12 protein-coding genes are annotated in these 15,232 nt (G+C 31.6%); 10 read left to right on the top strand and 2 right to left on the bottom strand.

All coding sequences use genetic code 11. The annotated features are described in order from the left end of the window. Positions 1-39 precede the first annotated feature (39 nt). Both G9F70_RS27155 and murC read right to left on the bottom strand, forming a co-directional pair. Complete coding sequence (locus G9F70_RS27155) at positions 40-162, bottom strand: hypothetical protein (protein WP_263484357.1); 123 nt, start codon at positions 160-162, stop codon at positions 40-42. Positions 163-280: 118 nt separating this feature from the next. Beyond that, entirely contained in the window at positions 281-1,660 is a 1,380-nt protein-coding gene (gene murC / locus G9F70_RS23415) for a UDP-N-acetylmuramate--L-alanine ligase (protein ID WP_164945034.1), read from the bottom strand. Between the two features lie 422 nt (positions 1,661-2,082). On the opposite strand from murC, the gene purR reads away from it, so the two are divergent. The 10 genes from purR to G9F70_RS23365 all read left to right on the top strand — a co-directional run bounded on the left by purR (position 2,083) and on the right by G9F70_RS23365 (position 15,107). Beyond that, entirely contained in the window at positions 2,083-2,904 is an 822-nt protein-coding gene (gene purR / locus G9F70_RS23410) for a pur operon repressor (protein ID WP_164945033.1), read from the top strand. A gap of 107 nt (positions 2,905-3,011) precedes the next feature. Next, positions 3,012-3,338: a septation regulator SpoVG gene (spoVG, locus tag G9F70_RS23405; protein ID WP_164945032.1), complete on the top strand. Its 327-nt coding sequence runs from the start codon at positions 3,012-3,014 to the stop codon at positions 3,336-3,338. Between the two features lie 166 nt (positions 3,339-3,504). Continuing rightward, on the top strand, positions 3,505-4,875 hold the full coding sequence (glmU, locus tag G9F70_RS23400; protein ID WP_164945031.1) for a bifunctional UDP-N-acetylglucosamine diphosphorylase/glucosamine-1-phosphate N-acetyltransferase GlmU: 1,371 nt from the start codon (positions 3,505-3,507) through the stop codon (positions 4,873-4,875). Between the two features lie 241 nt (positions 4,876-5,116). Further along, positions 5,117-6,088: a ribose-phosphate diphosphokinase gene (locus tag G9F70_RS23395; RefSeq protein ID WP_164945030.1), complete on the top strand. Its 972-nt coding sequence runs from the start codon at positions 5,117-5,119 to the stop codon at positions 6,086-6,088. Positions 6,089-6,427: 339 nt separating this feature from the next. Further along, positions 6,428-7,114: a response regulator transcription factor gene (locus G9F70_RS23390; RefSeq protein ID WP_124998419.1), complete on the top strand. Its 687-nt coding sequence runs from the start codon at positions 6,428-6,430 to the stop codon at positions 7,112-7,114. Continuing rightward, on the top strand, positions 7,115-8,527 hold the full coding sequence (locus G9F70_RS23385; RefSeq protein WP_164945029.1) for a sensor histidine kinase: 1,413 nt from the start codon (positions 7,115-7,117) through the stop codon (positions 8,525-8,527). It abuts the gene before it with no gap. Between the two features lie 92 nt (positions 8,528-8,619). Beyond that, positions 8,620-9,768, top strand: a complete 1,149-nt coding sequence (locus G9F70_RS23380; protein ID WP_224617892.1) for a trypsin-like peptidase domain-containing protein — start codon at positions 8,620-8,622, stop codon at positions 9,766-9,768. A gap of 101 nt (positions 9,769-9,869) precedes the next feature. Then, on the top strand, positions 9,870-10,433 hold the full coding sequence (gene pth / locus G9F70_RS23375; protein ID WP_164945027.1) for an aminoacyl-tRNA hydrolase: 564 nt from the start codon (positions 9,870-9,872) through the stop codon (positions 10,431-10,433). A gap of 46 nt (positions 10,434-10,479) precedes the next feature. Next, positions 10,480-14,007, top strand: a complete 3,528-nt coding sequence (gene mfd / locus G9F70_RS23370) for a transcription-repair coupling factor (RefSeq protein ID WP_164945026.1) — start codon at positions 10,480-10,482, stop codon at positions 14,005-14,007. A gap of 101 nt (positions 14,008-14,108) precedes the next feature. Then, a complete protein-coding gene (locus G9F70_RS23365; RefSeq protein ID WP_164945025.1) occupies positions 14,109-15,107 on the top strand; it encodes a peptidylprolyl isomerase in 999 nt (332 codons plus the stop codon). The last annotated feature ends 125 nt before the right edge of the window (positions 15,108-15,232 follow it).

Raw genomic sequence — 15,232 nt, 5'->3', positions numbered from 1 at the left:
TTTATAATTTCATAAAAATACTTTAATAAAGATAAAATATTATGAAAAGATAATTTCCATTAAGGTAGGACTATCATATAAAGTTTTAGACATAAAAATACTACTGGACATAGATAAATTAAATTCAACATTAGAATTAATACATATTTCTTTATTGATCATGATTGCTACCTCCTTTTCAAAATATATTATAATTAACATTTCTTTCAAATGATTCCTTTTTAAGAATACTTTATTTGTTAATAGATGTCAATAGTTAATTTTAAAAATATTCAATTAATTACTTTAAATACATTTCTCCTATTTTAAATACATCTCCTGCGCCCATTGTAATAAGCATATCACCAGCTTTTAAATTAATTCTAAGATAATGTACAATTTCATCAAAACTATGAAGATTTACGCAATTTACATTTTTAGATCGAATTCTGTCTCCTAGCATAGTAGAACTTATTATTCCAGTATCTTTTTCTCTAGCAGCATAAATATCTGCCAGGATTAAGTTATCTATATCATAAAAAGAATCTGAAAAATCTTCAAATAAGCTTATGGTTCTTGAATAAGTATGAGGTTGAAAAACACAATAAATTTTATTGTGGGGGTAATTTTTTGCAGCACTTAAAGTTGCTTTAATTTCTGTAGGGTGATGAGCGTATTCATCAATAACAGTTACCCCATCCTTAGTCCCTTTTAGTTCAAATCTTCTATGAGTCCCCCTGAAACTAGATAGGCCTTTAGTAATAGAGTCTTTAGAGAAATTAAGACACAGCGAAGTTCCTATACTTGCAAGGGCATTTAGAACATTATGCTGACCTGGCACATTAAGGTTTATTTTAAATAGCAGGTGACCTTCTTTATACACATCAAAGCTAGCACAACCTGACTCGTTATAGTGAATATTTTCGGCTTTAAGTATTCCTTCGTTAATTCCATAAGTAAGTATATTAGAGTTGTAATTATTATTACGAAGAATAGTTTTAATATTTTCATCCTCTGCATTTGCAACTAAATAGCCTTCCTTAGGGATAAGATCAATAAATTTTTTGAAGGTATCTTTAATGTGATTTATGTCTCTATAGTAATCTAGATGATCTGCATCTATATTTGTTATTGTGGCTATATAAGGAAAGAACTTTAAAAATGATGCTTTATATTCGCAAGCTTCTGTAACAAAATAATCACTATTCCCAGCTAAAACATTACCACAAATAGCATCAAGTTCTCCGCCTACCAATATAGTAGGGTCTACATCTTCATTTAAAATTATGTGGGCAATCATTGATGTTGTAGTAGTTTTACCATGGGTACCTGATACAGCCACATTATACTTATGGCCTTTCATAATTTGACCTAAAAATTCAGCTCTATCCATTAAAGGGATATTTAGCTCCATAGCTTTAAGGTATTCAGGATTTTCAGGAGAAATAGCGGCAGTGTAAACAACTAAATCTGCATCCACTATGTTATCGCCATTATGACCTATATAAATTTCAGCACCTTTTTCACTAAGTTTATTTGTTATATGGGATGACTGCATATCAGAACCAGAAACCTTATAATTATTTTTTATAAGTATTTCAGCAAGGCCACTCATACTTATACCGCCAATTCCTATAAAATGAATTTTCTTGTTTTTATCTTTTATAAAATCAAAAGACATTATATCAACTCCTTAAAAATTATTAAGCTTGTTTAGTATATTCAAATACCAGTAATATTGATTATAACAAATTAATGAACATAAGGCACATTCAAATAAACAACAAATCATCACACTAGTCTATTTTAATATGATCAAGGCCTCTTCTTAATTATATACAAAATTACATAAAAACAACACAGGCATAGAATAAAATCTTTTGAAGGTGATTACTTAGGGGGTTGAAAATGGGTAACAAGGAAGTTTTATAAATGACCGATGATCATTTATAATTGATAATTCTAAAGCTTCCTTGTTATTTATTTTAATGTCCATTAGATAAGCATTGTAATAGTGATTAAAAAGATTTACAATAAAATTACGAATGATGGTTAAAGTTTTACTCGGTAAAATTCGTAAAATAAAGATATGGGTGATAAATAATGAATAAATATAGTAGAAACCAAAGAGTTACGGGAATTACTAAAATATTAACAGAAAATCCTAATAAGACAATTAATTTAAAAAAATTTACAGAATTATTTAATGCGGCTAAATCCACAATTAGCGAAGATATTGTTATTGTTCGCGAAACGCTAGGCACGCTAGCTATGGGAAGAGTGGAGACAGTTGCAGGTGCAGCTGGAGGAGTAAAATATATTTGTGGAGTATCACAGGAGGAAAGTAGAATATTTGCAGAAGAGGTATGTGAGATTTTAAGTCACAAGGATAGAGTAATACCAGGTAATTTTATATCTATGACTGATATTATGTATAATCCAGAAATAGTGCATAAAGCAGGAGTTATTCTTGCATCTGCCTTTAATGAGTTACATATAGACTATGTAGTAACTGTAGAGACTAAAGGAATACCACTGGCCTTTGAGGTGGCGAAGATGCTAGGGGTTCAATTAGTTATAGTAAGGCGGGACCCAAAGGTTACTGAGGGAAGTACTGTTAGTATCAATTATGCGTCTGGTTCTACTAATAGAATTCAGACTATGTCTCTTACAAGAAACTCTATAAAAAAGGGAAGCAAATGTATTTTCATAGATGACTTTATGAAAGCTGGAGGCACTGCAAGAGGCATAATTAATTTGCTAAAAGAGTTTGAAAGTGAACTTCTAGGTATTGGAGTTTTCATTGAGAATATTGAAAGTGGGCATAAATTAGTAGAAGAGTATATATCAATTATCCAGTTTAAAGGAATAAGTCCTGAAGGTAAATCCAAGTTAAATCCATCAGAAATCTTCGAAAAAGCGTAATATTCAAAATATTTAATATTTTTTTTACAATTTAAGAAGGAATAAACCAAGTTATAGAGAAATAGTATAATTATAAGGCAACATAATGCAACTTGGAGGTGGAGTACATGGAAATTACAGATGTTAGAATTAGGAAAATAGCTACAGAAGGTAAAATGAAAGCCATTGTATCAATAACTTTTGATAATGAATTTGTTGTTCATGATATTAAAGTTATAGAAGGACAGAGTGGACTTTTTATCGCTATGCCAAGTAGAAAAACTCCAGATGGAGAATTCAAGGATATAGCGCATCCCATAAATACTGGAACAAGGGAAAAGATCCAAACAGCTATTTTGGAAGAATATGAAAAAGTAAAAAGTGAAGAACCTGTAAAAGTAATAAAAGTAGTAGAAAATTTAGAAGGAAAAGTAGAAGAAAATTTAGAAGTATAAAAAGGGTGAAAACCCCTTTTTATTTTTTGAAAGAAAATATTTAAAAAACCTTAAGGCTTCTTGCAATTAAATATAATATAATATAATATAAGAGGTGTTTTAATTGATTATAATGTAATATAAGATGTTTTAATGTGTCGAATTATTGTATAAAGAGGTGTTTAATTTGTATAAATGCGCTATAGTATTAGCTGCAGGTGAAGGAAAAAGAATGAACTCTAATACTCCTAAGATGCTACATAAGGTCTGTGGTAAAGAAATGATAAATCACGTTATTGACACTATTAGAAGTGCAGATATAGAAACCATTGATGTGGTAATTGGAAGAGGAGCGGAAAAGGTTAAAAAAGCAACAGAAGACAGAAAGATTAGTTACTCCGTGCAAGAAGAGCAGTTAGGGACAGGACACGCAGTAATGTGCGCTAAAGAATTTCTAGGTGGGCATAAAGGCACAGTGGCAATATTTGTTGGAGATGGTCCACTAATTACTGAAACAACTGTTAGGGAACTCTTAGATTATCATGAAAAGGGGAAATTTAAGGCTACTATATTAACTTCAACTATGAATGATCCTGGAAAGTATGGTAGAATAATTAGAAGCCATATTGGTGAGGTTGAAAAAATAGTTGAATTCAAAGACTGTAATCCTTACGAACTAGCAGTTAAGGAAATAAATTCAGGAATGTATTGTTTTAATATAGAAGAATTACTTAGTAGTTTAGATAAATTAAATAATAATAATGCTCAAAGGGAATACTATTTAACGGATGTTATTGGTATATTAAAGGGGCAAGGGTTTAAAGTTGGAGCTTTTGATGTACCCATTGAGGAAATTACTGCTGTGAACTCTAAAGTAGAGCTTGCAGATGCAGAGCTAATTATGAAAGCAAGAATAAATAGAAAACATATGGAAAATGGAGTTACAATAATGGATCCGAATAACACCTATATTGATTGGTCAGTTATAATAGGGAAGGATACTATTATATATCCAGGGAATATACTACAAGGCACTACAATTATTAAAGAAAACTGTGTTCTTTATCAGAATAATAGAATTGTTGATAGTATTATTCAAAATGGAGTTTCAGTTCAAAGTTCTGTGATAATTGAAAGTCAGGTAGGTGAGGAAACAACTGTGGGACCATATGCGTACATTAGACCGGAAAGTATTATAGGTAAACATGCCAGAATAGGAGATTTTGTTGAAATTAAAAAATCAACTATTGGAGATAATACAAAGGTATCTCATCTTACTTATATAGGTGACGCAGAGGTTGGAAGTGGCTGTAATTTTGGCTGCGGAACTGTGGTTGTAAATTATGATGGTAAATCAAAATTCAAAACAATAATAGGCAATAATACTTTTATAGGATGCAATGCTAACCTAGTATCTCCTGTAAAAATTAATGATAATGCATATATCGCTGCTGGTTCTACAATTACAAATGAGGTGCCTAAAAATGCTTTGGCCATAGCTAGAGCAAGGCAAGTAAATATTGAAAATTGGGTAGTGAGAAAAGGACATAGTAAATAAAGTAACAAGGTATAATAGTTAATGATATTTCAGCACCGCAGGTGATGATTTAATAAGTAAATAATAAAGGGAGGTGGAAAACTGATTTTTGTAGTAAAGTGGATATATAAAAACTACTAAAGGTGCATTAAATTTAGTATATAAATCCTATGATACTACCCTTCTATTTAGTGGATGGAATGAAAATTCATATAAATTATATTAAATATAATTTATAAGATTTTGGAAATCAGGATCACAGATGATAAACCACGGCAAGAATATTAAGATTTTTACAGGTAATTCAAATCCTAAATTAGCTGCAGATATAGCTGAAATACTAGGACTAAAAGTTGGAGAATCAGAAGTAGGGACTTTTAGTGATGGAGAAATATCTGTTAATATTCACGAAACTGTTAGGGGCGCAGATGTATTTGTTGTTCAATCAACTAATGCTCCAGTAAATGACAATTTAATGCAATTACTTATTATGATTGATGCATTTAAAAGGGCTTCAGCAGGAAGGATAACTGCGGTTATACCATACTATGGATATGCAAGACAAGATAGAAAAGCAAAAGCTAGAGATCCAATTACAGCAAAACTCGTAGCAGATATTTTAACAACAGCAGGAGCAGATAGAGTACTTACTATGGATTTACATGCAGCTCAAATACAAGGATATTTTAATATTCCTGTTGATAATTTAATGGGAACACCTATACTTGCAAAATATTATATCCAAAAAGGATTTAAGGATAGAGATGATGTAGTTGTAGTTGCACCAGATCTTGGAAGTGTTGCTAGATCAAGAAAATTTGCAGATAAATTACATGCTTCGATAGCTATAATTGATAAGAGAAGACCAAAGGCCAATGTTGCAGAGATTATGAATGTTATAGGTGATATTAAGGGAAAAACCTGTATAATGATGGATGACATGATAGATACTGCTGGAACTATAACTAACGGAGCTAATGCACTAGTTAAACTGGGAGCAAAAGATGTTTATGCTTGTTGCAGCCATGGGGTACTATCTGGACCAGCTATTCAAAGAATAAATGATTCAGTAATAAAAGAATTAATAATATTAAATACAATTGATCTACCGGAAGATAAACAATGTAATAAATTCGTTACATTATCTGTAGCGCCAATTTTGGCTGAGGCTATAAAGAGAATATACGAAGACGTTTCTGTAAGTAAACTATTCGAGGAAGACTCTAATTTATAAATACATATCTTGAAATAGTGATGCTGAATTATTTTTATAATTGAGTATCACTATTTTTTTTTATAATTTATAATGGTGTAATATTTATATAGTATTGAGATAATGATTATACTATATATAAGCAATAAATCTATAAAACCTGTAAATTCATAATCCTAACAGTGAATAATTTGTAACATTTTCAAAAAACTAATCAGTTGACATTAAAGTATGATAAATTAGTGATATGATAAATTTTTTATAAGGGATTTTAAAAAAAAATAAATAAGAATAAATTGATAGCAGTTTTTGCAAGATGACAATAAAAAATAATAGATAAAATAATTTGGAGGTATACATATGGAAGGAACTATAGGTAAAATACTAGTAGTTGATGATGATAAAAATATTGCTGAGGTAATCAAAATGTATCTTGAAAGTTCAGGATATGCAACGAAAGTAGTGCATGATGGTAGGGCTGCACAGGAGGCTTTTTTAAGCTATAAACCAGATTTGGTACTACTAGATATAATGTTGCCTTATATTGATGGAATAGATGTTTTGAAGTGGATAAGAAAAGAACACGAAACTCCGGTTATTATGCTTACTGCCAAAGGAGAAACCTTTGATAAAGTGCTAGGACTAGAACTAGGAGCAGATGACTATGTAGTAAAACCTTTTGAACCAAAAGAAATAATTGCAAGAGTCAAGGCTGTGCTTAGGCGTTACAATTTAGATAATGGTGGTAAAGAAGTTTTAAATTTTGAGGATTTAGAAATTGACATTAATTCTTATAATGTTACTTATAAAGGTGAAGAGGTAAAAATGCCGCCTAAAGAATTTGAATTAGTGCATTATTTAGCTCTTAATAAGAATAGGGTATTTACTAGGCAGCAGCTACTATGTGAGGTTTGGGGATATGATTATCCTGGAGACTCTAGAACTGTGGATGTGCATGTTAAAAGGGTAAGAGAAAAGCTTCAAGGAGGCCCGAATTGGCAAATTGAGACAGTTTGGGGAGTTGGATATAAATTCGAGGTGAAATAGATGGTTAAAAAAGGACTCTTTTCTAAGATGCTAGCCACTTATACTATTATAATATCTATGAGCCTTATAATTATTGCTTCTTTTCTGTCTTATTGGTTTCAAAACTATTTTTTCGATGAGCGGAAAGAACAGTTTTTGAATAACTCCAAAATGATACAAGAGTATGCTAAGAAATATATGGCGGGGGAGGTTACTTCAGCGCAAGTGAATGATATTATAACAATATTTGGTGATTATATAAAGTCGGATATTTGGCTTACAGATAGCTATGGACGTGTTTATGCTGTATCTAATAAAGAGCATAAAGAATTTATGTATAAACAGGTCTTTGTTAAGGAACTAGAAGAGCTTAGACGTGGTAACACTTTTGAAGTTACAGGACCTTATGCTGGAGTACTTGATAAAACTGTAAGAGTTTACGGTACACCCATAATGAATGAGGGTATATTTAAGGGTTCCATAATATTGTACAATTCAGTTGAAGAATTAAGTCAATCCTTAAAACGGGTTTATGAAATAATTTGGATATCCTCAATTTTTGCAATAATATTTTCTTGTATAGTTATATATTATTTTTCGCAAAAAATAATTATAAAGCCCTTAGCAGAGATTAATTCTGTAGCTAGAAGAATATCTAATGGGGATGTAGATAAGAGAGTTTATTTAAAATCCAACGATGAAATCGGAGAACTCGCTCAATCTTTTAATTTTATGGCTGATTCCATAGAGAAAAATGAGAAAAATAGACGTGAATTTATATCCAACGTATCCCATGAGATTAGATCTCCTATAACCTCAATTAAGGGGTTTATTAGTGGAATACTAGATGGTGTAATTCCACAGGAAAAGGAAAAATACTACTTGTCTATTGCCTATGAAGAAATTCAAAGATTAACTAGACTTGTAAATGACTTACTAGATATGTCTGCAATTGAAGCGGGAGAGTTTAGTTTAAGAATTATGGAAGTGGATATTAACGAAATAATTAGACTTACAGTTATAAATTATGAAAGAAAAATTAAAGAAAAAAGGGCATCTGTAGACGTATGCTTTGATGGGGATAGTTTATTTGTAGCGGGAGACAGGGATAGGTTAGTTCAAGTGATTACAAATTTATTAGACAATTCAATAAAATATGTAAATGAAGGTGGTAAAATTAAAATTAGTTCAAAGATTAAAGGAAAGAAAGCCTTCATATCTGTGTTCAATGATGGTCCTAAAATAGCAGAAGAAGATTTATTGCACATTTGGGATAGGTTTTATAAAGCAGATAAAGCAAGAACAGCAAAAGATAGTACTGGACTTGGATTATCTATAGTGAGAAATATAATAACTCAATTACAGGAAGATATATGGGTTGAAAATAAGGATAATGGTGTTTATTTTACCTTTACATTAATGAAAGTAAAATAAACTATTTTTCCAAAACTTAATTATAATAATTAGGGGGTGATGCTATGGGTAATAAGAATAACTATAAAGCTCATGAAGAAATAAAAGATGCTATGTGGAAGAATGCGGAGTCTGGTAATGATATTTTTGGAGAAATTATTTTTAGAAAAAATAATAAGAAAAATTATTTCAAATCATTTTTAAAAGTAGTTAGTTTTATACTAATAGCATCCATTTCTGGGGGAATTACAGCTCAGTATGCAATTAATAAAGAAAAATCAACAAAAGATATTAGTGGCGGGTTAAGCCCAAGCGCTCTAGTTAAAAACCAGGGAATAGCAGATAATCCTATTTGGGCAGTTTCCCAAAAGGTATCACCAACAATAGTTGGTATAAGTAATAAAGAGAAAGGGATATGGGATACTCCAGAAGAAAGTGGTTCGGGGATTATATATAAAAGTGATGGGTTTATTATTACTAATTACCATGTGGTTGAAGGCGCAACAGAAATAAAAGTAAAGCTGAGTAATGATTACGTTTTGAAAGCAAAAGTTGTAGGTAGTGATGCTATATCGGATTTGGCGGTTATAAAAGTTGAAGCTAGTAACCTGCCTGTTGCAAAATTTGGTGATTCCTCAAAGCTTAAAGTGGGTGATTTAGCTATTGCCATTGGGAATCCACTAGGAGACCAGTTTTCAGGAAGTACCACTGCAGGAATTATAAGTGCACTAGATAGAAAAATTAATATAGTTAATGAAAAAACTGGGGAACAAACTATATATAAAGTGATACAAACTGATGCAGCAATAAATCCAGGGAATAGTGGGGGAGCATTGTGCAACGGCTATGGAGAAGTTATTGGTATAAATAGTTTTAAAATTAATTCGGTCATTGGAAGTGAAGGAACGGGTTTTGCTATTGGTACAAATGAAGCTAAAGAGATTATTAATGATTTGATAACTTATGGTAAAGTTATTAGAACAGCTATAGGTATTTATGGAGGAACTGCAATTTCCGTGGGCGTTGATGGTGTAGAGGGAGTGTATGTACAAGACGTCGCTCGGGGAAGCGGTGCCGCTGTAGCTGGAATTATGCCTACTGACATTATAATTGAAATAGGCGGGAAGAATGTTAAAAATATGGAGCAATTAAGTAACGTTTTGGGAAAATACAAAGTTGGAGCAAAATTATCCTGTAAGATTTGGAGAGGTGGAAAAGTTAAAGAGATTAGCATAATTCTCTCTGAATTAAAAACACAATAAAATTTGTGGATTAAACATTTTTTTAGTATAATATTATAAATAAAATAAAAAAATTATGTGCAAGATACAGGGCTTAAACATAATAATATTTGGAGGCAATAATGTACTTGGTAATTGGACTAGGAAATCCAGGAGATGAATATAAACATACAAGACATAATATAGGATTTGACGTAATTGATTTAATGGCAAGTAAGTATAATGTTTCAGTTAATAGGGTAAAATTTAAAGGTGTATATGGAGAAATTAACATATCATCCCAAAAGGTTATACTTTTAAAACCTAGTACATATATGAATTTAAGTGGAGAGTGTGTACAGCAAGCAGCTGCTTTTTATAAGATTCCAAGTGAGAATATCATCATAATATATGATGATATTAGTTTGGATGTAGGTAAATTAAGGATAAGGAGTAAGGGGAGTGCTGGAGGGCATAATGGCATAAAAAGCATTATTTCCAATATGGGGTCAGACATATTTCCAAGAATAAAAATAGGGGTAGGACAACCAGAAAAGTCCATGGTATCTTATGTTTTAGGACGATTCTCAAAGGAGGATCGGATACTCGTAGAAAAGACCTTTGAAGCTAGTATAAAGGCTGTGGAAACTATAATAGCAAAAGGGGTCACTGAGGCTATGAATGAATTTAATGGGTTTAATGCTTAAATGAAATTATTATTATATATTTATGTAGTAAGTGAGAGGTGTTAAAATGAGACTGAGCGGGCTTATGAAGCCTTTGAAAGATAGTGTTCAATTTAAAAATATACAAACAAATATGGAAAATGAAAATTACCCAATTGGACTATATGGGCTTTCAGAATCAGCTAAGAACTATTTAGTGAATGGCGTGTATGAGCAATTAGATAAATCCCTATTAATTTTAACACATAGTGATGTAGAAGCTAAAAATATTTACGATGACTTATCTTTTTATGTAAATGATGTATATTATTTCCCAACTAGAGAAGTGGGCTTTTATAATGCAGATGCTGTATCTGGGGATCTTCGGTGGGAAAGACTTAAAGTAATGAAAAAGATTATGCAAAAGGGTAAAAAAATAGTAATTACTTGTATTGAAGCATTGGCAGCTACATATATACCTATAGATTTATTGCAAAAATATATTTTTGAATTGTTTGTAGGAAGCACATTAGATTTGAAGGATTTTACAGAAAAATTAATTCAGTGTGGATATGAGAGAGTAGATAGAGTTGATACTAAAGGCCAATTTTCTATAAGGGGGGGGATAATAGATTTATATCCTCCTATATCAGCGCTACCTTTTAGGATAGAGCTCTTTGATGATGAAATAGATTCCATAAGGACTTTCAATTGTGAAACTCAGAGAAGTATTGATAAGGTATCCCAAATAGATATATTCCCAGCCAAGGAAATAATATTGACGCAGGAAAGCATGGAAAGTGGATACAATGGAATAAAGGAAGATTTAGTGAATATACTAGGTAGCTTTAATAAAAAAAAAGACAAGGAAGCTATAGAAAGAATAACTTCACTAGTTAATATTAACTTAGAATCACTTAAAGAAACTTGGAAATTTGAAGCTATTGACAGCTATATGCCTTATTTTTATGATACTACAGCTACTTTTTTAGATTATATGAAGGATTCATTTATAGTAGTCGATGATGCACAAAGGTGCATGGGCAAATTAGATAGCGTGTATTTCGAATTCCAGGAAAATTATGAAAATTTTTTGAAACGAGGAAATATACTGCCAAGTCAAGCAGGGATTTTAATTGATAAGGAACATATATACGAGGATTTAGATACTAGGGAAGTTATTACAATAAATGCTATCGCTAAAAGCACAAAAGTTCTTAAACCGAAGTCTATAATATCTTTTTCACAAATTACAATTAATGATTATCATGGACAATTAGATATACTTATTGAAGATATAAAAGATAAAAAGGTTAAAGGCTACAAAATTGTAATTCTTTCTGGTACAAGAACTAGAGGGGAAAGATTAATAGATATCCTAAGGGATAGAGGAATTGAAAGCGTTTATAAAGACAGTATTTCAGAAATTCAGTTTGGCCAGGTGGTTATAACCTTTGGTAACCAGCTAAAAGGCTTTGAATACCCAGAATTAAAATTATGCGTTATCTCAGATAAAGAGGTTTTTGGTGGAGCGAAAAGAAAAGCTACTAGTCGTTCCAGTAAAAAGGGAGTAAGCAAAATTAAAAGTTTTACAGAACTTAAATTGGGTGATTATGTTGTTCACGTAAATCATGGTATAGGAATATACAAAGGAATCAAGCAATTAGAGGTTCATGGTCATAAAAGAGATTATTTAGAACTTGGATATAATTCTGGCGATGCCCTCTATGTTCCAGTAGAGCAATTAGATTTAGTACAAAAATATATTGGAAGTGAGGGCAAAGCACCAAAGATTAGCAAACTCGGTGGAGTAGAATGGATTAAGGCTAAAAATAAGGTCAAGAACTCTATTGCGGATATTGCGGAGGATTTGGTAAAGCTTTATGCATCAAGGGCTACACTTAAGGGATATAGATATAGCAAGGATACGGTATGGCAAAAACAATTTGAAGAAGAATTCCCATTTGAAGAAACACCAGATCAATTAATTGCAATTGAAGAGATCAAGAAAGATATGGAATCCGATAAACCTATGGACAGATTGATATGTGGCGATGTTGGATATGGCAAAACAGAAGTAGCTGTTAGAGCTGCTTTTAAAGCAGTTATGGATGGCAAACAAGTAGCATTCTTAGTACCGACTACTATACTAGCTGAGCAACATTATAAAAATCTTACCAAAAGATTCTCGGATTTTCCGGTAAAAATTGAAATGGTAAGTAGATTTAGAAGCCCAGCCCAGCAGAAAGTTGTGCTTAAGGCTACAAAAGAAGGAAATGTAGATATATTAATAGGAACTCACAGAATAATTCAGCAAGATGTAAAGTTTAAAGATTTAGGGGTATTAATTATAGATGAAGAACAACGGTTTGGGGTTACTCACAAGGAAAAAATAAAGAGTATAAGAAAGAATATAGATGTAATTACTCTAACAGCCACTCCAATTCCAAGAACGTTACATATGTCTCTTACTGGTGTGAGAGATATAAGTGTAATTGAAACCCCACCAGAAGAAAGATATCCAATACAAACTTATGTAGTGGAGTTTAATGATCAACTAATAAGGGATGCAATACTCAGAGAAGTAAATAGAAATGGTCAAGTTTTTTTTGTGTACAATAGAGTAGAAACTATAAAGGATATGGCAGCATACATAGGTAAGCTCGTTCCAGAAGCTAGACTAGGTATTGCTCATGGGCAAATGACAGAAAGAGAATTAGAAACTGTCATGTTGGATTTTATGGAGAATAAGTATGATATATTAATGTGTACTACAATTATAGAGACAGGAATAGATATCCAGAATACAAATACAATAATAATATACGAAGCAGATAAGATGGGGCTTTCTCAGCTTTATCAATTGAGGGGTAGAGTTGGGCGTTCAAATAGAATAGCCTATGCATATTTTACCTATAAAAAAGATAAGGTGTTAACTGAGGTAGCTGAAAAAAGGTTAAAAGCAATTAAGGATTTTACAGAGCTGGGGTCAGGTTTTAAAATTGCCATGAGGGATCTTGAAATTAGGGGCGCTGGAAATATGATGGGCGCGGCTCAACATGGTCATATGGCTACGGTAGGCTACGATTTATATTGTAGAATGTTAGAGGAGACAGTTAAAAAAATAAGAGGTGATGTGGAAGCGGAACCTATTGAAACTTCTGTTGAAATCAAAATAGATGCATTTATTCCTAGTAAGTACATTGAGGATGAGTCGCAGAAAATTGAAATCTATAAAAAAATTGCAGCTATTGATTCCCATGAGGATATGTTAGATATACAAGAAGAAATAGAGGATAGGTTTTCGGATATACCATCATCAGTTGCAAACCTTATGGACATCGCCTATCTTAGGAGTATATCTAAACAGGTGGGAATAATAGAAATTAAAGAGGTAAAGGAGGAGATAGTACTACAATTTGATAGTAGTGAAAGAATAAATGCAGGATTAGTGAAAGCATTGGTTAGTAAATATAATAGGAGTATTATTTTTAAACTAGGGACTAAACCAGTCTTTGCATATAAATACAAAGATTTAAAAAAGGAAGAAATACTTTCAAATCTCATAGAGATTGTGAAGTATATAAAAAGTATCGCAGAAATAAAGTTGAAATAAAGTGAAATTGTGATAAGATTAGTATGTATTAAAATTGATATGTAATGTAATGTAACAAAAATTTAAATGGAAATATTACATACAAAAGTGGGGGTAATAAAATGAAAAACGTAAAAAAGTTAATTAGTGCAGCTTTGATAACTATACTTGCTACATCATTAGTTGGTTGTAATATGATTGAAAAAACACCAGCAGGTGTTGCTAAAAGTACAGTAGCAAAGGTTTATAATGTTAAAATAACTAGAGGCCAGGTGGATGAACAAGTAGCCGCAGTTATTAAACAATTTGAAACACAGTATGGAGCAAATTATAAAGACAATGCTGAGGCAATGACTAAATTAACAGAACAAAAACAACAGGTGTTAGAAGGCCTAATTAATGAAAAAATAGTAATTTATAAAGCCGAAGAGTTAAAAGTAATGCCTACGGAAGCTAAATTAAATGAAGAAATCACCAAACAATTAACAGAAATCAAGAAAAGTTTAGAAACAGATGCTAAATATAAAGAAGCGTTAAAACAGGCTAACATTACAGAAGAACAATTGAAAGCAAGGATAAAGCCAAGTATTATTCAAGATGCATTAACTGCTGAAGTTACAAAAGGCGTTAAAACTGACGAAGCAAAAGAAAAAGCATACTACAATAGTAATTTAACTTCATATACAGAAAAGCCAAACAGAGTTCATGCAGCTCATGTTTTACTTAAAACAGAAGCAGAAGCAGTAGCTGTTAAGAAACGTTTAGATGCTGGCGAAGATTTTGCAAAGGTAGCAAAAGAAAAAAGTACAGACCAAAGTGCTAAACAAAATGGTGGAGATTTAGGATTTATACCATATAATGATCCTCAAATGGATAAAACTTTTATGGCAGCAGCATCAGTGCAGGCAGTAGGTAAGATTTCAGCACCTGTTAACACACAATATGGATGGCATGTAATAAAAACCATTGCAAAAGAAGAGTTTCCTGTAAAGAAATTTGAAGCTGTTAAGGCAGAAGTAGAAAAAACTCTTGTAACAGAGGGCAAGAAAGCGGCATGGACTGCGGCTATGAAAAAATGGACTGAAGAAGCTAAAATAACCAAATACGAAAAAAATCTTTAGGATTTTATATTTATAATATTATAAAGGATACCTCTAATAGGGGTATTCTTTATTTTTATATTTTTATTTCTTATATTAAAATTAAACATATACAAATGTGCATAAAATTTCAAGTTTAGAAAGAT

Source organism: Clostridium sp. FP1 (genome assembly GCF_011065975.2).
Lineage (GTDB): Bacteria > Bacillota > Clostridia > Clostridiales > Clostridiaceae > Clostridium_AD > Clostridium_AD tagluense.
Note: the sequence above shows the minus strand (reverse complement) of the source record. Positions and strands in the feature narration are given on the sequence as shown.